The organism is Thiomicrorhabdus sediminis, assembly GCF_005885815.1.
GTDB classification, from domain to species: domain Bacteria; phylum Pseudomonadota; class Gammaproteobacteria; order Thiomicrospirales; family Thiomicrospiraceae; genus Thiomicrorhabdus; species Thiomicrorhabdus sediminis.
This window is the reverse complement of record NZ_CP040602.1, coordinates 1,516,508-1,534,148: the sequence shown is the minus strand read 5'-3', so window position 1 is coordinate 1,534,148 and position 17,641 is coordinate 1,516,508. Positions and strand designations below refer to the sequence as shown.

At 46.5% G+C, this 17,641-nt stretch carries 19 protein-coding genes, 2 tRNA genes and 1 pseudogene; 15 read left to right on the top strand and 7 right to left on the bottom strand.

Translation table 11 applies throughout. The features are described 5' to 3' along the window. Positions 1–20: 20 nt before the first annotated feature. The 4 genes and pseudogenes from ybgF (at position 21) to FE785_RS06960 (ending at position 2,147) form a co-directional block, all read left to right on the top strand. Positions 21–980: a tol-pal system protein YbgF gene (gene ybgF / locus FE785_RS06975; RefSeq protein WP_168188929.1), complete on the top strand. Its 960-nt coding sequence runs from the start codon at positions 21–23 to the stop codon at positions 978–980. Next, a pseudogene (queC, locus tag FE785_RS06970) lies at positions 981–1,678 on the top strand (7-cyano-7-deazaguanine synthase QueC). A 282-nt stretch (positions 1,679–1,960) separates the two neighbouring features. After that, positions 1,961–2,036, top strand: a tRNA-Lys gene (locus FE785_RS06965). Positions 2,037–2,071: 35 nt separating this feature from the next. After that, a tRNA-Lys gene (locus tag FE785_RS06960) sits at positions 2,072–2,147 on the top strand. 93 nt (positions 2,148–2,240) lie between these two features. Here FE785_RS06960 and upp read toward each other — a convergent pair. Together upp and FE785_RS06950 are read right to left on the bottom strand one after the other, a co-directional pair. Further along, the gene (gene upp, locus FE785_RS06955) at positions 2,241–2,876 is read right to left on the bottom strand and encodes a uracil phosphoribosyltransferase (RefSeq protein WP_138565062.1); all 636 of its coding nucleotides are present in this window, start codon (positions 2,874–2,876) and stop codon (positions 2,241–2,243) included. A 142-nt stretch (positions 2,877–3,018) separates the two neighbouring features. Continuing rightward, positions 3,019–3,786, bottom strand: a complete 768-nt coding sequence (locus tag FE785_RS06950) for a Rossmann-fold NAD(P)-binding domain-containing protein (RefSeq protein WP_138565061.1) — start codon at positions 3,784–3,786, stop codon at positions 3,019–3,021. Between the two features lie 136 nt (positions 3,787–3,922). On the opposite strand from FE785_RS06950, the gene FE785_RS06945 reads away from it, so the two are divergent. The 5 genes from FE785_RS06945 to FE785_RS06925 are packed head-to-tail and all read left to right on the top strand — an operon-like array spanning position 3,923 to position 8,238. Further along, the gene (locus FE785_RS06945; RefSeq protein WP_138565060.1) at positions 3,923–4,180 is read left to right on the top strand and encodes a hypothetical protein; all 258 of its coding nucleotides are present in this window, start codon (positions 3,923–3,925) and stop codon (positions 4,178–4,180) included. Between the two features lie 38 nt (positions 4,181–4,218). Further along, positions 4,219–4,890: a metal-dependent transcriptional regulator gene (locus FE785_RS06940; RefSeq protein WP_138565059.1), complete on the top strand. Its 672-nt coding sequence runs from the start codon at positions 4,219–4,221 to the stop codon at positions 4,888–4,890. 17 nt (positions 4,891–4,907) lie between these two features. Then, positions 4,908–5,969 carry a nitrogen regulation protein NR(II) gene (gene glnL, locus FE785_RS06935; protein ID WP_238696231.1) on the top strand — a complete coding sequence of 354 codons (1,062 nt, stop codon included), beginning with the start codon at positions 4,908–4,910 and terminating at the stop codon, positions 5,967–5,969. After that, complete coding sequence (locus FE785_RS06930; protein ID WP_138565058.1) at positions 5,970–7,439, top strand: sigma 54-interacting transcriptional regulator; 1,470 nt, start codon at positions 5,970–5,972, stop codon at positions 7,437–7,439. It abuts the gene before it with no gap. Positions 7,440–7,467: 28 nt separating this feature from the next. Continuing rightward, positions 7,468–8,238, top strand: a complete 771-nt coding sequence (locus tag FE785_RS06925) for a hypothetical protein (protein ID WP_138565057.1) — start codon at positions 7,468–7,470, stop codon at positions 8,236–8,238. A 73-nt stretch (positions 8,239–8,311) separates the two neighbouring features. Here the strand turns inward: FE785_RS06925 and FE785_RS06920 are convergent, their stop codons facing one another. Continuing rightward, positions 8,312–8,650, bottom strand: coding sequence for a P-II family nitrogen regulator (locus FE785_RS06920; RefSeq protein WP_138565056.1), 339 nt, complete (start codon positions 8,648–8,650; stop codon positions 8,312–8,314). Positions 8,651–8,659: 9 nt separating this feature from the next. Further along, entirely contained in the window at positions 8,660–9,556 is an 897-nt protein-coding gene (gene asd / locus FE785_RS06915; RefSeq protein ID WP_138565055.1) for an archaetidylserine decarboxylase, read from the bottom strand. Positions 9,557–9,649: 93 nt separating this feature from the next. On the opposite strand from asd, the gene FE785_RS06910 reads away from it, so the two are divergent. The 5 genes from FE785_RS06910 (at position 9,650) to FE785_RS06890 (ending at position 13,640) form a co-directional block, all read left to right on the top strand. Next, positions 9,650–10,861 carry an argininosuccinate synthase gene (locus FE785_RS06910; RefSeq protein WP_138565054.1) on the top strand — a complete coding sequence of 404 codons (1,212 nt, stop codon included), beginning with the start codon at positions 9,650–9,652 and terminating at the stop codon, positions 10,859–10,861. Between the two features lie 74 nt (positions 10,862–10,935). Further along, positions 10,936–11,439 (top strand): phosphatidylglycerophosphatase A family protein, encoded by a 504-nt coding sequence (locus tag FE785_RS06905; protein ID WP_138565053.1) that lies wholly within the window; start codon positions 10,936–10,938, stop codon positions 11,437–11,439. Positions 11,440–11,616: 177 nt separating this feature from the next. After that, positions 11,617–11,913, top strand: a complete 297-nt coding sequence (locus tag FE785_RS06900) for a rhodanese-like domain-containing protein (protein ID WP_138565052.1) — start codon at positions 11,617–11,619, stop codon at positions 11,911–11,913. 88 nt (positions 11,914–12,001) lie between these two features. Beyond that, a complete protein-coding gene (locus tag FE785_RS06895) occupies positions 12,002–13,264 on the top strand; it encodes a dicarboxylate/amino acid:cation symporter (RefSeq protein ID WP_202978289.1) in 1,263 nt (420 codons plus the stop codon). Positions 13,265–13,298: 34 nt separating this feature from the next. Beyond that, entirely contained in the window at positions 13,299–13,640 is a 342-nt protein-coding gene (locus tag FE785_RS06890; RefSeq protein WP_138565051.1) for a hypothetical protein, read from the top strand. A gap of 80 nt (positions 13,641–13,720) precedes the next feature. On the opposite strand, the gene FE785_RS06885 is transcribed toward FE785_RS06890, so the two are convergent. From FE785_RS06885 to FE785_RS06875, 3 genes are all read right to left on the bottom strand, one after another. Further along, positions 13,721–14,497, bottom strand: coding sequence for a UDP-2,3-diacylglucosamine diphosphatase (locus FE785_RS06885; protein ID WP_138565050.1), 777 nt, complete (start codon positions 14,495–14,497; stop codon positions 13,721–13,723). 144 nt (positions 14,498–14,641) lie between these two features. Next, positions 14,642–15,145 (bottom strand): peptidylprolyl isomerase, encoded by a 504-nt coding sequence (locus FE785_RS06880; protein WP_138565049.1) that lies wholly within the window; start codon positions 15,143–15,145, stop codon positions 14,642–14,644. Positions 15,146–15,241: 96 nt separating this feature from the next. Beyond that, the gene (locus FE785_RS06875) at positions 15,242–15,838 is read right to left on the bottom strand and encodes a peptidylprolyl isomerase (RefSeq protein ID WP_138565048.1); all 597 of its coding nucleotides are present in this window, start codon (positions 15,836–15,838) and stop codon (positions 15,242–15,244) included. A gap of 227 nt (positions 15,839–16,065) precedes the next feature. On the opposite strand from FE785_RS06875, the gene cysS reads away from it, so the two are divergent. Then, a complete protein-coding gene (gene cysS, locus FE785_RS06870) occupies positions 16,066–17,442 on the top strand; it encodes a cysteine--tRNA ligase (RefSeq protein ID WP_138565047.1) in 1,377 nt (458 codons plus the stop codon). Positions 17,443–17,641: the final 199 nt, after the last annotated feature.

Here is a 17,641-nt window from a genome sequence, read left to right as displayed (position 1 = left end):
CAAAACAGATGGCAAATAAGATGATAAGAGCATTTTCAAACTTTAAACAAAAAGCCTTGGTTTCTTCTTTGGCGGCATTATTGATGATGCCTTTGGCACCGAGTCATGCCGCGCAGGGCGCAAGTCTGGATGAACGTGTTCAGCGTTTGGAACGGATGATGGAAAATCCCGTTTTATTGCAGTTGAGTCGTCGACTTGGAGATCAACAGCGAGAAATTCAGCAGTTGCAGGATGCCAATGATCGTCTTAAGCGCCAGATGCAATTATTACAAAAGAAACTCGATGCCCGTTATAGTGAAACCGACCAGCGTTTAAGTGTGCTGGAAGGCAATGGTTCCACTGATGCTCAGTTGGCACCGGCTGCATCAAACGCTGCGCCAGCAATGCCTGCTATAACAGCGCCGGCAGCGCCAAATGCGGAAGCGCCTGCCGCCACAGACAGTAATCCAGCAGCGGCGCCAGCCAGTACTTCGCTGGAGCAAACCCAGGCGGCTAAAACTGAACCTGAAACGCCACAACCAAACCAACAAGCAGCGCTTGTCGAGCAGCCAGCCGAAACGGCGACGCCTGCAGAGCATGTGATGCAGCCGATTCAGACGCATAAGCCGACCGATGCCGAACAGCTCGCTTATAAAAATGCATTTTCGTTAATGCGTGCGTCAAAATACGATGAATCAATTAAAGCTTTTGAGGCTTTTTTAACTCAGTACCCAAAAAGCCAATTGGCGAGTAATGCCGCTTATTGGAGTGGTGAAGGCTATTTGATCAAAGGTGATAATGAATCGGCTTTAAAAGCTTTCCAGATAGTTATCAACAGTTATCCACAATCGCCTAAGGTTCCTGATGCCAAGTTGCGTGCCGGTGATTGCTTCGCCAACCTGAATCAGCCTGGTAAAGCCAAAGTGATGTATGAGGAAGTTATCTCCTCGCGTCCAAGCAGTCGCGCAGCCGAAACAGCGAAAAAGCGTCTGGAGAAATAAATGGCGGCACAGCTAAGCAGTAAACAAAGAGCGGTCGTTCTACTTTCCGGTGGCTTGGATTCGGCCACGGTTCTGGCGATTGCGCGTGCCCAGGGTTTTGAATGTCATACCATCAGTTTCGACTACGGACAACGTCATAGCGCCGAACTTCATGCGGCACAAAACTGTCGGTGGATTTAGGAGCGAAAACTCACCGTGTCATGAATGTTGATATGCGAGCCATCGGCGGTTCCGCTTTGACCGACAATACGATTGATGTGCCGGTCGATGGTGTTGATAAGGATGTCATTCCGGTCACCTATGTACCGGCGCGAAACACGGTATTTCTTTCTTATGCATTGGGGCTGGCGGAAGTCATTGATGCCGATAATATCTTTATCGGCGTTAATGCGGTCGATTATTCCGGTTATCCGGATTGTCGTCCTGAGTATATCGCAGCCTATGAAACCATGGCGAACTTAGCGACCAAAGCCGGGGTGGAAGGCCATAAGATGAGAATTCTTACCCCATTGATCGATTTGACCAAGGCGCAAATCATTCAACAGGGCGTCGCCAACGGGGTTGATTACAGTTTGACGGTATCTTGTTATCAGGCGGATGATCAAGGTCACGCCTGTGGCAAATGTGACTCATGCCGTTTGCGTAAACAAGGTTTTATCGAAGCCGGTATTGCCGACCCAACCCTGTATCAAACTTAAAGCGTCCGCTTATCTGGCTGCAGACTCGTCACTGCTGGCAATTATTTGCAGCCACTTCTGATTGTTTATCTAGGGCATCGTTTTTTTAATGCTTTTTTAGCGGATTTTTGCTTCTTGTCGACAAATCATCATTTTTACTCAGTTGTACAGAAATACGCTAACTTATTGGTTGTAGAGTGTTTGTCAGTAATTCGCAAATCGAGCCTGAAATTTTTTGCTAAATAATTAACAAAAAGGCTTGCAGAGTTTGCCTAGGCTTGTATAATACGCCCCATTCCAAACGGGTCGTTAGCTCAGCCGGTAGAGCAGTTGGCTTTTAACCAATTGGTCGAGCGTTCGAATCGCTCACGACCCACCATTTATTCCGGATTTGGAATGCACACCATATATTATGGGTCGTTAGCTCAGCCGGTAGAGCAGTTGGCTTTTAACCAATTGGTCGAGCGTTCGAATCGCTCACGACCCACCATATTCCAAGAAACCCCGTAATGGCTTGAGCCTTATGGGGTTTTTTATTGCCTGTTGATAACTTGAATAAGTGATAGTAAAAAAGCGTTAGATATCAGCTTTCAGGGGTGTTGAAAGCTCTGTCACCAGCATCGCCTAAACCAGGGTAAATAAATTTATTCTCGTCGAGATAGTCGTCCACTTGAGTAATGAATACATCGACTTCTGGGTAGTGTTTTTGAATCTGCTCAATGCCTTCTGGCGAACCGATAATATTTAAGCTGATAATGCGCTCGGCACCTTGTGCTTTGAGTAACGCTATGGCATCGCTTAAAGAACCTCCTGTGGCAAGCATCGGATCCAATAATAAGACGGTTTTGCCATGGCATTCAGGTACGCGGTTGTAATAGGTTTTGGCGATATGGGTGAGCTCATCACGTTTCATCGCTAAAAAGCCGTTGCCGGCATCGGGAAGTAACGCTTGAGCACCGTCCAGCATTGGCATGCCTGCGCGCAGAATTGGTACCAGTACCAGTTGGCTTTGATCGATTTTAGGGTAGTTGTGTTGGCCGTTCCAAGTGTCGATACTACGCTTTTGCATGGTAAAATCGGCGAGAGCGTGATAGCACAGAAAGCGGGTTAATTCGGCGATGATCTGACGAAACTCGGCGGCTTGGGTGTGTTGGTTGCGTAGACGATTGATCAGCTCTTCAATTAATGGCTGTTGGGGTTGGTTGAGTACCTTGATCATAGACGACTCCATCGGAACTGTAGCTTCATTGCATGCAAAGCAAACTTAACACAGATTGGCCGATAACGGCTAGTGGTCTATAAAAAAACCGCCGAAGAATTTTCTTCAGCGGTTTTAATGAGAGGGATGCCGATGAATCGTTTTACAAGTGTTTCGCGGCAATCGCTCTTAAGGTTTGAACCTCTAGTCCGGCCTGGTCGGCAAAGCCTAAGGCACGCGTTAGGCGTGCCGGTGCCGAACGTCCCATGCAACCGTGTTGCGGGTCACCGTCAAAGGCTTCAAGCATACCGTCCATTAAGCGGTCACGGTCCTGAGGTTTGTCGGTCAGCCACTGCTGAATATCGAGCACATCATTGGCAACCGCACGCATTACCTCATTATGGTCGGCGGCCAGTTCGGCTACATTGCCACCGACTTCAAGCCCGGCAATATTGGTGGTCAAGATATATAGGTTTTTTCTCACCAGCTCGTATTCCAACTCGTCTTCACTATCGACAATATAGCTAGGAAGATCAACCTGACCTAATGCATCGAATACCAACTTGGCATTTGCACCAAAAATTGGCGAAGGTAACACGACCTTGCTGTCCATACCTTTTTTCTTTTCGAACCAAACTGAAATAACCGTTGGCTCTTTAATATCCGCGGCTTGCCAATCTCGCGGTAACAGTTCGTTTTGCAGCAGAATCAACTTGTCCGACCAGCTGACAGGAATGTCGGCTAAGGTTTGTTGAATGTCGGCTTCACCGACTGCAACTAACACAGCGGCTGGATTTGGTACGGTTTGTGCAATGATCTCTTTATCCATGTCGCGGGTAACACCTTGAACCGGGTAGCCTAATCGTAAGAAACCGCGTGCAAACACGCTTCCCAGTTCACCTAAGCCAATGACAATAACGGGATTTTTCATTCAATAACCTCAATGTTTGCTTGTTTATGCGTATTTTGCCTGTGCAAAATTGCACCAAAATGGAAAAGTTGTGTCACGGTGATTGGTTTTTCTGTGTAGAATAATCACCAGTAGGAATTTAGCAGGGATATTATCAATGAATCAGCAAAAAGCAAAGTTTAGCTGGCATTACTATTTGATGGCGATAGGTGCGTTATTGGCATTATTGGCAGCGACTCTGGGAGCTTGGGGAAGTGTGGCATCTGGGGTTGCCATTGCGATTATCAGTACACCTAAATTGCCGTTTGCAGGCATTAGCCGTTTTGTATTTTATATCGTGTTTTTTGTATTGTACTTGTTCGCGTTTCCCGACCCGGAAGTTGTCCGGGAAATGATGAACAGCACCCAATATTAAATGAGCGGCTGCAATACAGAAATACTGAGAATGACTTTATGAGCACCCAGCTTTCCAAAGCACTGGAAGATTATTTAAAGATTATCTATAAACTGGAAGGCAGTCAAAGTGTCGATAAGGGCGTACAGACCTCTTTGATTGCAGAGCGTTTGGCGATTTCTCAAGCATCGGTCTCCAATATGCTGAAAAAACTCGCCGAGCAAGGTTATATCCGTTATGAGCGTTATTACGGCGTGACCTTGACCGAATCGGGGCGCAAGATCGCGCTTAATATGATTCGCAAACATCGCATTCTCGAGCAGTATCTGGTGGAGCGTTTAGGCTACTCTTGGGACGAAGTCGATGAAGAGGCGGAAGTGCTTGAACATGCCATTTCCGATAAATTGGCCAATCGCATGTGGTCTGACTTAGGTGAGCCGAGTCATGATCCGCATGGTTCACCCATTCCGGGGGTGGATGGCGAACTGCAAAGCGATGACTGGGTGCCTTTAACCGAGATTGAGTTAAACCACTCCTGTATTGTCAAGCGTATCAAAAACCGCAGCCCGGAAGAGTTGCGCTATTTGGCCAATATCGGTTTGACCACCGGAGTGGAATTGCAGGTCAAAAACGCGGCGCCACTAAATGGCCCTTTACTGGTCGACATTGATAAAAAAGCGCTGCATGCGATTGATTACCGTTTGGCCTTGGCCTTAATGGTTTCAGAATAATCAGGTGAATTGTTAAAGTGAAATTGATAAAAAAACAGACCGTTTTTTATGAAATGCTGGAAGGGCTGACAACAGCGGTCATCTGGCTTGACCATAATGAGACGATTCAATTTATGAATGTCGCCGCCGGTGAGATTTTTCAGGTCAGTCCGAATCGTATGGAAGGCAAACACTGGTCGCTATTACTGCCCGGTGTGGTTGATGATATGGCGCATACTGCGGAAAAACGTATTACTGTGCATGAATATGTGGTCAATATCCAGGGACTTGAGAAACTGCGTGTCAGCTGCACCATCTCTCCTTATGAACTGCAAGATGAACACGGTTGGTTATTGGAAATCTACAATACCGAACGTCATCACCGTATTGTTGAGGAAGATGAGCGCTGGCACCAGTACGAAGCCGGAAACCTTTTGGTGAAAACATTGGCACATGAAGTCAAGAACCCTTTGGCCGGTATTTTGGGAGCGACCCAATTATTGCAAAAACGCTGCAGTGGCGACGAAAAAGATCAGGCTTTCCTGGATATTATTTCCAACGAAGTCTTGCGTCTTAAGAATCTTGTCAACCGAATGTTGGGGCCGGAAAAAAGCGGTCTCAAAGAACCGCATAATGTGCATGAGCTGATTCGCTATGTCCTCAAGATCGTAGAAAATGAAAAACCCGAGAATGTCTATATCAAACTCGACTATGATCCGAGTATTCCTGATATAACCATGGATTTTGAAGCCATGGTTCAAGCCATGTTGAACCTGATCCAAAACGGTATTCAGGCGATGGAAACCACCGGTGGGTTTCTGACTATCCGTACCCGAGTTGAACATAAATTCACCTTAGGGGCAAAAACCTATCCACTGGTTGCCACCATCTCCATAAAGGATGAAGGGATCGGTATTCCGATTGAGGTGTTTGATTCGATTTTTTATCCAATGGTAACCAGTAAAAAGTCCGGTACAGGTATCGGGTTGCCGGTTGCACAAAATGTTTTACGTCAGCATGACGGTTTAATTGTGGCGGAAAGCGAACCCGGTAATACCGTTTTTACGGTTTATCTGCCGCTAGATCAAAAGGAAAAGTAGATGAGTGAGCAAACCTCTAATTCAGTAGAAGGGCAAGAGCCGATTGTCTGGGTGGTGGATGACGATGCATCCATTCGTTGGGTAGTCGAAGCCGCACTGGAGGACAAACCCTATTTGGTGAAGATTTTTGACTCGCCTTTGGTTGCCTTAAAAGCTTATGAAGAGTTTCCACCCTCTGCGGTACTGAGTGATGTGCGCATGCCGGATATGGATGGCTTGACCTTTATGGAAGCCGTGCATGAATTGGATAAGCAGATTCCGGTGATTATTATGACCGCGCATGCCGATTTGGATACAGCGGTTAAGTCATACCAGAACAAGGCGTTTGAGTATCTGCCGAAACCTTTTGATATCGACGAGGTCATTACTCTGGTTGACCGCGCCGTAAAACGTTTCCAATCAGGTGGTGTTAAACGTACCAAGCGTTCACCGCGTTCAGAGAAACAACCATTGAATATTATCGGCGCCGCACCGGCAATGCAGGAAGTTTTCCGTGTGTTAGGGCGCGTATCGCAGCTGGATGTCACCGTATTGATCAACGGGGAAACCGGTACCGGTAAGGAACTGGTCGCCAAAGCGTTACATGAATTGAGTCCGCGTGCCGAAGGACCTTTTGTGGCCTTGAACACCGCTGCGATTCCACGTGAATTGCTCGAATCGGAATTGTTCGGTCATGAGAAAGGCTCCTTTACCGGTGCCCATTCCCAACGCGTCGGGCGTTTTGAGCAGGCCGATGGCGGGACCCTGTTTTTGGATGAAATCACCCTGTTTTTGGATGAAATCGGGGATATGCCGGTCGATTTACAAACCCGTTTATTGCGCGTCCTCAACGACGGCAGTTTTTATCGTGTCGGTGGACGCAGCGCGATCAAGACTAATGTGCGTATTGTCGCGGCGACTCACCAGAATATGGAACAGCTGGTTCGTGAAGGCAAGTTCCGTGAGGATTTACTGTATCGCCTGAATATTATTCGTATCAAGGTTCCCGCTTTGCGCGAACGTTCCGAAGATGTACCGTTGCTGCTGCGTTTCTATCTGGAAAAAGAAGCCAAAGCGCTAGGTTTGGAAGAAAAGAACTTGAGCAAAGAGGTGAACACTTTTCTATCAGGCTTACCTTGGCCGGGTAACGTCCGTCAGTTGCGCAGTCTGTGTACCTGGTTGACGATTATGGCGCCGGATAAAACCATCTATATGGAAGACCTACCATTGGAGCTGCGTGAACCGAGCGAGTCAGAACAGGAAGATTGCGCCGGTGATAATTGGGAGACCCCATTGCGTCGCTGGTCTGAAGCGTTTATCAAATCGGGACGAGAAGGCTTGCACACCAGTGCCGAGCAGATTTTTGAACGTACTCTGATTGAAGTGGCGATGAAAGCGAGCGGCAATCACCGTCAAAAAGCGGCTGTATTGCTAGGTTGGGGGCGTAATACGCTAACCCGTAAGACGCAAGCGCTTGGTCTTGATGATTAATGGTACAAATCTTGTTTAAGGGCTCTATATGATTTGGGAAATGTGGCAATATTTGACCACGCCAACGAAATTCACAGAGGCTAAAACAATGGGCTATTTAAAAGAAGCCATCGCTATGGCAGCGCGTGCAAAACGTTGCCAACCGCAATGGAATGCCCATTATGAGCACTGTCAGCAGGCCATTTTACAAGCTGCGAATAGAGCGGTACAAAAGCGTAAGGTGCTGATTCTAGGAGCCGGTTCTCTAAACGATATCCCTTTAACTGAACTCTGTGCAAGTTTTCAGCAAGTCATTCTGGTCGATTTGGTGTTTTTGGATTCCGCCAGAAAATTGGCACTCAAATACCCAAACCTGAGTCTGGTCGAGCATGATGTCACCGAATCGTTGGAATGGTTGTCATCAGGGCGAGATATGGTTCAGCAACCACAGGCGTGGTTGGATGATCCGCAAATCGATTTGGTGGTTTCTTTGAACTTGGTGACGCAGATTCCGTTAATTCCGGTGAAGTGGCTAATGTCGGATTATGGCCTCAATGAAGAGGATGCCGATATTGTTGGTAAGCAACTTATTGTTGCCCATCTGAATTACTTAAAGCAATTTTCCGGCGAGGTCTGTTTGATTGCCGATAGAAATTCCAGGGAGTTTAATGTGGCTGGTGATGTGGTCGATGAATTTGATCCTTGGTGGGATATTGAACCACCCAGAGCGCAAACAACTTGGGACTGGGAGATTATTCCGTTAGGTGAAGCAAGTAATGAAACCTGGCAGAAAAACACCGTCGGCGTTTCGTTCCTGTAAAGCTTGCACTTAAAAAAATGCAAAACAAAAAAGCCCGCATTTAGCGGGCTTTTTTATGGCTCAGATTGCTTGATTAAAGCGCATCGTTGCCTGTTTCTCCAGTACGGATACGTACTGTCTCTTCAATGCTGGTAACAAAGATCTTACCGTCACCGATCTTACCGGTTTGTGCGGCATTGATAATCGCTTCCATGGCCGCATCAACCAAATCAGCGCTGATGGCGATTTCCAGTTTTAATTTAGGAAGAAAGTCCACCACATACTCTGCACCACGGTACATTTCAGTGTGACCTTTTTGACGTCCGTAACCTTTGACTTCCGTTACGGTCATACCATGAATACCGATTTCGTGAAGTGCATCACGTACATCGTCTAATTTAAAAGGCTTAATGACTGCTGTAATCAGTTTCATATTTCTTCCTTAGGAATTTGTAAGTTGATGTTCTTGGCGATCAAGTTCTGGATATTTTGCCAAATGTTGACCCATTTGAATAGGGGTATTTACGGTTATCTTGCCTAATTCCGGTAGTTGACCGTTTGGAGTCAGCAAAACCACGGTCGATCCCATATTAAAACGGCCGATTTCATCCCCTTTTTTATATTCCAGGTTTTGCCCGCGATAATCCCAGTGCTGGATAGTCGGCTGATATTCCGGTGTGATTTTGCCTTGCCAGACGGTCTCCATGCTGCCGACAAAAATCGCACCGACCATGACTAAGCAGAACGGGCCTTGTTGATTTTCAAAGCGGATCACCAGTCGTTCATTACGTGCGAATAGACCTTCAACCTGTCGGACGGTGGCAGGATTTACCGCAAAAAGGTCTCCCGGCACATAAGTCATCGATAACAGTTTGGCATCGACCGGAATGTGGATGCGGTGATAATCTTTGGGTGATAGGTAAATCACCATGGCATCACCGTCGGTAAACTGTTTGGCGTATTCGATGTCGCCGCCTACCAGGGCTTCTACAGTGTAATCGTGGCATTTGGCCTGAATGATCTTGTTGCCGTTGATTGCAGTCGCCTGGCTAATCAAGCCATCCACCGGACTGACCCAGCTATTTGGCGTGTCATCGATTGGACGCGCTTCTGGTTTTAAGGCGCGGGTGAAAAAAGCGTTGAAGTGAGGATAGTTTTCAATATCTTCATCGGCCGCTTCACTGACATTAATACCATAGATTTTGGTTAGGGCTTTAATGGTGATGTTCTTGACCCAGCGTGTTTCCACCTGCATAAACCAATGCATTGCACTGGAAAGCATATGTTTGGGAATAAGGTACTGGGGGGTGACCTTGATCAGGTCAAAAAATTTGGACATTATCTGGTTTTCCGGCTTATCTAACATTAATAACAGTGCGATTTTAATGTATAATTCGCGCAATTAACAGAATCTAGTTTAAGGGAAGACATCATGTCAGAAATCAAAAAGGTCGTTTTAGCTTATTCCGGTGGTTTGGATACTTCAATTATCGCTAAGTGGTTGCAAGATGAATACAACTGCGAAGTGGTGACTTTCACTGCTGATATCGGTCAGGGCGAAGAGATCGAACCGGCGCGTGCCAAAGCCCAGGCGATGGGAATCAAAGAGATTTATATCGAGGATCTACGTGAAGAGTTCGCGCGTGATTTCGTTTTCCCGATGATGCGTGCTAATGCCATCTATGAAGGCGAGTACCGTCTGGGTACTTCGATCGCGCGTCCATTGATTTCCAAGCGCTTGGTTGAAATTGCCAAAGAGACGGGTGCCGATGCGGTAGCTCACGGGGCGACCGGTAAAGGTAACGACCAGGTGCGTTTCGAATTGAACGCCTATGCATTGATGCCGGAAGTCAAGGTCATCGCGCCTTGGCGTGAATGGGATCTGATGTCGCGTGAAAAGCTAATGGCTTATGCCGAAGAGCATGGTATTTCTATTGAGAAGAAAAAAGGTAAGAAATCACCTTACTCAATGGATGCCAACCTGCTGCACATCTCTTATGAGGGCGGCATTATCGAACATCCGGAAAACGAGCCGGAAGAAGATATGTGGCTATGGACGGTTTCTCCGGAAAACGCGCCGGATCAGCCGACTTATCTGGATATTGAATTCGCAAAAGGTGATATTGTCGGTATCAACGGCGAGAAGATGTCTCCAGCAACCGTTATGGAATTTTTGAACAAGGTGGGTGGTGAAAACGGTATCGGTCGTGACGATATCGTCGAAAACCGTTTTGTCGGTATGAAAGCGCGTGGTTGTTATGAAACACCGGCCGGTACCATTATGCTAAAAGCACACCGTGCCATGGAATCTTTGACGCTTGATCGTAATGCGGCGCACTTGAAAGATGAGTTGATGCCGAAATATGCCGAGATGATCTATAACGGCTTCTGGTTCGCGCCAGAGCGTGAAATGCTTCAGGCGATGATCGATAAGTCGCAGGAAAACGTTAGCGGTAATGTGCGTTTGAAACTTTATAAGGGGAACGTCATTATTGTCGGCCGTACTTCTGAAAACAGTCTGTTTGACGAAGCCATAGCCACTTTCGAAGAAGACGGCGGCGCTTATAACCATAAGGATGCGGAAGGCTTTATCAAACTCAACGCCTTGCGCCTCAAGACCGCAGCCAAACGACGCAATAAGTAATATTGAGTTGAATGAAAACGGCGTTAAATACGCCGTTTTTTGTTTAGGCTTGCCAATCTGTAAAAGATAAATTTATGTCAGATAAACCTCGTATCCCCCGTTTTGCCGAATTGCGTAAAAATCCATGGCTAATGCTCGGCTTTGGTTTCGGTTCCGGCTTGGCACCCAAAGCGCCCGGGACTTTCGGTACCTTGTTGGGCTGGCTGGCGTTTTTACCACTGATTGTCTGGGCGCCCTCAGCGGCTTGGATGTTGTTTATTATCGGTTTGTTTGCCGGGAATGCGATCTGTGGCAAATCCTCCGAGTATATGAAGGTACACGACCATGGCGGCATTGTCTGGGACGAGTTTGTCGGTATCTGGTTGGTGCTGCTATTGTTGCCGGTGCAGAATATTTGGTATTGGCTGGCGGCGTTTGTCGTGTTCAGAGCTTTTGATATTGCCAAACCCTGGCCGATTAAATGGGCCGACGAAAAGCTTGAGGGCGGCTTTGGCATTATGTTTGACGATATCCTGGCGGCGGTCTATAGCGCGTTGGTGATTTGGTTAGGTTATCTTTTCGTTGTCATGTTTTTGTAAACTTGTTGCCTGTCAATTGCTTTAAACTGCGCGGCAAATCCAATAAATTAAATGAATTAATATAATTAAAATTTGGGCTAACTTAATAAGTTATGATGACGCTTTTCTGTTAAAAATGACGAATTTAGGGTATATTACGCACCAAATAAAAATTGTAAGAAATGGAGTAAAAAATAGATGTTCATTCCATGCGATGACGCCAAGCGTCTCATCAAAGAAAAAAACGCCCAGTTGGTTGATGTGCGTACTCCAGAAGAGTATTCAGAATCTAAACTGCCTGGCGCGATGAATATTCCCCTACAGGATATCGATCGTTTAGCGGAAAGCATGTTGAAAAAGGATGTACCGGTAATCGTGTTCTGTCGTTCTGGTCAGCGTTCGCATATGGCGATGCAGATCTTATTGTCGCAGCAGTTTAATGAAGTCTATAACCTGGGTTCATTTATGGCCTGGCAGCAGTGCCCGGACGTATAAAACGTAATCTGGAATCTTCCAAATCAAAAAAGCGCTAAACCTGGTTTCAGCGCTTTTTTTGTTTTAGGCCAACGAATAGGAGAAATTGATGAAACTGGCTCTACATTGGCAAATCTTAATTGCTTTGGTTCTGGCCGCGATAATGGGATCCGTGACCGGTACTGAAGGTACTATTTTAGGTCTTCCTTGGTTAGCGGTTTACACCTTTATCGGTACGCTGTTTTTAAATGCATTGAAAATGATTGTGGTGCCGCTTGTGGTCTCCGCCATTATCACCGGTATCGGTAATGTCGGTGCTCAAGGCGGCTTTGGTCGTTTGGGCATAAAGACCATCAGTTATTATGTCGCCACCAGTTTTATCGCCATTATGATCGGTCTGTTTCTGGTCAACACGATTGAACCGGGTGTTTCCAATAATCCGGCGCCGGTGATTGAAGCCAATGAAAAGGTTTCGCAAGCGGTAGAAGGTAAATCAGTCGGTGATGTGGTTGATGTGTTCTTGCGTATGATTCCGACCAATGTAGTGGATGCGGCAGCTTCCGGACAGATGCTGGGTTTGATTTTCTTCAGTTTGCTGTTTGGCTTTTTTATGACGCGACTAAAAGGCGACCTGGCGCAGACTATGCACAATTTCTGGCAGGGCGTGTTTGAAGTGATGATGATGATCACCGCCCTGATCATGAAATTTGCTCCTTTAGGGGTATTCGGTCTGGTTGCCGCTTCGGTGGCGAAAACCGGGTTCGATCAGTTCGGCAATCTGGCGCTGTTCTTTGCCACGGTGGCAATCGCCTTATTGATTCATTTAGTGGTAGTGATGCCGTTGATTTTGCGTTTTGTCGGCGGTATCAAAAATCCATGGCTGCATTTTCAGGCGATGGCACCGGCGTTATTGACAGCGTTTTCAACCAGTTCATCGTCTTCGACTTTGCCCGTCACCTTGAATGCGGTGGAAAACCGCGCCGGTGTTTCCAACCGTGTCACCAGTTTTGTACTGCCTTTGGGAGCAACCGTGAACATGGACGGTACTGCCTTATACGAATGTGTTGCAGCCATTTTCATCGCCCAGCTTTTTGGTGTGCCTTTGGACTTCACTACCCAATTGTTGATTGTCTTTATCGCTTTGACCACTTCCATCGGTGTGGCCGGAATTCCTTCGGCGAGTCTGGTGGCGATCAGTATCATTCTGGTTGCGGTAGGTCTGCCGGCGGAGGCAATTGGTTTGCTATTGGTCGTCGACAGATTGCTTGATATGATGCGCACCGCGGTCAATGTATTCAGCGATTCGGTAGGTGCTGTGGTGATTGCACGTTCTGAAGGCGAAAAAGATGTACTAACGCGAAGAGAGTTTTAATCGCTCTTAATCGATGGGATTTGAAAGGTAAAGCATGAAAATTGTTATTAACGAATTGGCCGGTGCTGGCTTGTCACAGGGAGCAGGCTTGTCGGTTGTGCTAAAAAACGCGATTAATGAGCGCATAGCGCAGTATAGCGATGAATTCGTTCAGGATATGTCACATATCAGTACCGCCGCCACCTACGCCGGTAATATCGCGGTTGATCAGGTGGAATACCTTAAGGATAATCTTTATCGTTGCGACTACGCTTATGATTGGGCAATTGCCTGGACCTGCTCTGGTACTCAGGAAGCCGGTAGAGTCAAAGAAAAGGTGCGTTTTACCTTGAGCGAAAATGGTGAGTTGGAGTTTAAGTTCTTGCGCTTTGACTAAAACAGCAACGTTCGCATCCGCTGGAAAAAAGCCGCTTTAAAGTGATTTATCAAACATTTATAGCGGTTTTTTTATGCCTGCTAGAGCTGTTGGAAATCGACAAGCTGAGGGCCGCTCGCATCGAGTTTAATGATTTCGGCATCGACCTGTTTTTTGCCATTTAAGCGCCAGTCACCGAGAACATAACGTTTTTTATCGGCATGATTGAGGTTGTGCTGATGAACAGCAGGGCGGTGCGTATGGCCATGCAGCATAAAGCAGGTCGGAGCATAATCGGTAAATAGCGACTGTACCGCTTCAGGGTTCACATCCATAATCGATTGGTTTTTATTCTGACTATGCTGTTGTGAGCTTTGACGCATCGATAGACCGATTTTCAGGCGTTGATGACGGCTCAGCTTTAAAAACAGCCATTGAACCCACGGCTTTCTAAACCAACGGCGCATTTTCTGATAGCCTTTGTCGTCAGTACAGAGGCTATCGCCATGAAGCATAATATAGTTGTGGCCATAGCGTTCAATCAGCTCAATATCATCGAGTTTTTCAATACCGGTTTCGGCAAAAAATCGGCGTTTCATTAAAAAATCGCGATTACCGTACAACAGATAAATCTCGACACCTTGGGCTTTAAGCTGTTTAAAGACCGAGACAAACTCCTGATAGTGTTCCATGCCGATATCATCGCCGACCCACATCTCAAACAGATCACCGAGGATATAAAGCGCTTCCGCTTTAGGGGCTTGCGAGTGCAAGAAATCCAAAAAGGCACGATTGATAGGGTGCGAGTGTGGCTGCAGGTGAATATCGGCAATAACCAGGCTAAAAGGAGGGGAGGATTGTAGCGTATCAACTTTCATGGGCTCATTCTAGCAATAAACCGAAAACTTACCCAGCAGAAAAAACGGCCTTGACTCGCGGCTATAAAAAACCGCAATAAATCAGTGCAGACTGGCCTTATTGCGGTTAATGGTTGTTCAATTGAGACGTTTGTCAGACGTTATTTAGTCTTCAATCAAAACGGTCTTGATGATTGAAATGTCCTCAACCGGTACATCCTGGTGACCACGGCGGTTGGTGGTTTCAACCTTCGCCATCGCATCAACGACATCCATACCTTCGGTAACCTTACCGAAAACCGCATAACCCCAACCTTGAGTGTTTTTACCTGTGTGGTCAAGGAAACCGTTATCCACCAAGTTGATAAAGAACTGAGTGGTTGCCGAATGCGGATCCATGGTACGCGCATAGGCTAGAGTTCCACGTTCGTTTTTCAGACCATTGTCGGCTTCGTTTTCGATCGGCTCACCGGAGTCTTTTTCATCCATGCCTGGCAACATGCCACCGCCTTGAACCATAAAGCCCGGAATAATACGGTGGAAAATGGTGCCGTTATAAAAACCGTCCATAACATAATGGATAAAATTTTCCGCGCCGATCGGTGCCTTATCTTCATCGAGTTCGACGGTGATATTCCCCATGGTGGTTTCAATGCGAACTTTTGCCATAGTGATTTTCCTTAACAATTATTGAATAAAATAAAAGCCGCTATTTTACTGTATTTAACAGTTAAAAAGCGGCTCGAATAAATGAAAGCGGTTTGTTTATTTAACTTGGCGCATTTTGATAATGGTGATCGGTTCAATCGGCACATCTTTCATACCGTTAACAAAGCCGGTACGCGCGCTGCGAATTTGATTCACGGTCTTCATCCCTTTGATAACGCGACCGAATACCGCATAACCCCAGGCTCGTGGTGTTTTTTCACGGAAATCCAAGAAGCTGTTTTGTGCAACATTGATAAAGAACTGGGCCGTTGCCGAATGCGGGTCGTTGGTACGTGCCATCGCAATGGTGCCGATACGGTTGCGCAAGCCGTTGTCGGCTTCGTTCATAATCGGTGCACGAGTGATTTTTTTATTCATGTCTTCGGTGAAACCGCCACCTTGAACCATGAAATTACCGATCACGCGGTGGAAGATGGTGCCGTCATAAAAACCTTCATTGACATAAGCAAGAAAGTTTTCCACCGTCTTCGGTGCCTTATCAGGATAAAGCTCAAGCATCACCGTACCGGCAGAGGTTTCCATTAGTACCTGCGGGAAGCTTTTCTGCGCCTGTTCGGATTGCGCCATTGCCGGTACACTCAATACCGTTGAGACCGCTAAAGCACCCAGGGTTAAAAACACTCTTCTTAACATGATTCACTCCAAAATTATTTTATGAGATACGTTACAATACACGCATTCTAACACCTTGCATCGCCCGACTTGAAGCCAATGTCTGACAAAACCGTAATATTGTCAGGCTTAGTTTAAATTTTCGTCAGAGTTTGATGTTTTGATGCCTTACAACTAAGGTGAAAAAGCACTGAAAACCGACCAATTAATAGATGCTTTGCCAAGCGGGTCCTTTAAATAGGAATATTATGAGTTTACATATCTACAATACTGAAACACGTCAAAAAGAACTGTTTACCCCGATCCATCCGGGGAAAGTCGGCATGTATGTCTGTGGTGTCACCGTTTATGATCTCTGTCATATCGGTCACGCCCGTGTCATGGTGGTGTTTGATACCATTGTGCGTCATTTGCGCGCGCTGGGTTATGACGTGAACTATGTGCGCAATATCACCGATATCGACGACAAGATCATTAAGCGTGCTTTGGAAAACTCCGAATCGATTCAATCCTTAACGACACGTATGATTGATGAAATGCACGCCGATGAAGCGGCGATGAATGTCTTGCGTCCGGATATGGAACCGAAGGCGACCGAGCATATGGATGAAATCCGCCATATGATCGAAACCTTAATCGCTAAAGGCTTTGCCTATCCGGCGGCAAATGGCGATGTCTATTTCAAGGTCAAGGCCTTTGATGCTTATGGACGTCTATCCGGTAAAAACTTGGAGGACCTGGCCGCAGGTGCGCGTGTTGATGTCAACGAGATGAAACAAGATCCAATGGATTTTGTGTTATGGAAAGCATCCAAGGAAAATGAACCGAGCTGGGATTCCAATTGGGGTGGCGGTCGCCCGGGCTGGCATATTGAATGTTCGGCCATGTCGACAAAATGTCTGGGTAACCATTTCGATATCCATGGTGGCGGTATGGATTTGTCTTTCCCGCATCATGAAAACGAAATCGCCCAATCGGAATGTGCCACCGGCGAGCATTATGTCAATACCTGGATGCACTGTGGTTTCGTGCGTATTGATGATGAAAAGATGTCCAAGTCATTGAATAACTTCTTTACCATTCGTGAAGTCTTGAAAGTCTATCACCCGGAAGTGATCCGTTATTTCCTATTGGCAAGCCACTATCGTAGCCCGGTCAACTATTCGGAAGAGAACCTGGATATCGCCAAGGCATCGGTAGGGCGTTTGTATTCGGCGATTGAAGGCGCTGATATGGCTAATCTGCCCGCTGCGGCTCAGGATACCTCTTTTGAAGCGGACTTTATGGCGGTAATGAACGATGACTTCAATACGCCGAAAGCGATGGCGGTACTGTTTGAACTGGCTAAGGAAGTCAATAAGAGTAAGGATGCCGCTTTAACGGCGTTATTGATTAAATTAGCCAACCAGATCGGTCTACTGGAAGAAAGTGCCGAGAGTTTCTTCAAATCACAGCCTTCTACATCCGATCTAAGCGATGACATGATCGAGCAATTGATTGCCGAGCGTAAGCAGGCGCGTAGCGACAAAAACTTTGCCCGTTCCGATGAGATCCGTGACCAGCTTGCCGAGCAGGGAATCGAGTTATTGGATAGTGCCGAAGGCACAACTTGGCGCCGCAGTTAATCAGCGATCAAACACATCGCAACCCGTAAATTAAAAAGCCGCTTGATCAAGCGGTTTTTTTATCGCTGGAATTTATGCCGGATTGGGTTTCTAAGCAAATAATCGCTCTCGATAGATAAAAACAATAGAAAAGTTAAAAAAAATTAACAAGGATCAGATAATATGCAAATCGATGAAGCCCTCTGTTTATAAGGGGTTT

Coding starts and splice junctions, on each gene's coding strand:
- ybgF (WP_168188929.1), top strand. CDS start 21: ATGATAAGAGCATTTTCAAACTTTAAACAAAAAGCCTTGGTTTCTTCT.
- upp (WP_138565062.1), bottom strand. CDS start 2,876: ATGATCAAGGTACTCAACCAACCCCAACAGCCATTAATTGAAGAGCTG.
- FE785_RS06950 (WP_138565061.1), bottom strand. CDS start 3,786: ATGAAAAATCCCGTTATTGTCATTGGCTTAGGTGAACTGGGAAGCGTG.
- FE785_RS06945 (WP_138565060.1), top strand. CDS start 3,923: ATGAATCAGCAAAAAGCAAAGTTTAGCTGGCATTACTATTTGATGGCG.
- FE785_RS06940 (WP_138565059.1), top strand. CDS start 4,219: ATGAGCACCCAGCTTTCCAAAGCACTGGAAGATTATTTAAAGATTATC.
- FE785_RS06930 (WP_138565058.1), top strand. CDS start 5,970: ATGAGTGAGCAAACCTCTAATTCAGTAGAAGGGCAAGAGCCGATTGTC.
- FE785_RS06925 (WP_138565057.1), top strand. CDS start 7,468: ATGATTTGGGAAATGTGGCAATATTTGACCACGCCAACGAAATTCACA.
- FE785_RS06920 (WP_138565056.1), bottom strand. CDS start 8,650: ATGAAACTGATTACAGCAGTCATTAAGCCTTTTAAATTAGACGATGTA.
- asd (WP_138565055.1), bottom strand. CDS start 9,556: ATGTCCAAATTTTTTGACCTGATCAAGGTCACCCCCCAGTACCTTATT.
- FE785_RS06910 (WP_138565054.1), top strand. CDS start 9,650: ATGTCAGAAATCAAAAAGGTCGTTTTAGCTTATTCCGGTGGTTTGGAT.
- FE785_RS06905 (WP_138565053.1), top strand. CDS start 10,936: ATGTCAGATAAACCTCGTATCCCCCGTTTTGCCGAATTGCGTAAAAAT.
- FE785_RS06900 (WP_138565052.1), top strand. CDS start 11,617: ATGTTCATTCCATGCGATGACGCCAAGCGTCTCATCAAAGAAAAAAAC.
- FE785_RS06895 (WP_202978289.1), top strand. CDS start 12,002: ATGAAACTGGCTCTACATTGGCAAATCTTAATTGCTTTGGTTCTGGCC.
- FE785_RS06890 (WP_138565051.1), top strand. CDS start 13,299: ATGAAAATTGTTATTAACGAATTGGCCGGTGCTGGCTTGTCACAGGGA.
- FE785_RS06885 (WP_138565050.1), bottom strand. CDS start 14,497: ATGAAAGTTGATACGCTACAATCCTCCCCTCCTTTTAGCCTGGTTATT.
- FE785_RS06880 (WP_138565049.1), bottom strand. CDS start 15,145: ATGGCAAAAGTTCGCATTGAAACCACCATGGGGAATATCACCGTCGAA.
- FE785_RS06875 (WP_138565048.1), bottom strand. CDS start 15,838: ATGTTAAGAAGAGTGTTTTTAACCCTGGGTGCTTTAGCGGTCTCAACG.
- cysS (WP_138565047.1), top strand. CDS start 16,066: ATGAGTTTACATATCTACAATACTGAAACACGTCAAAAAGAACTGTTT.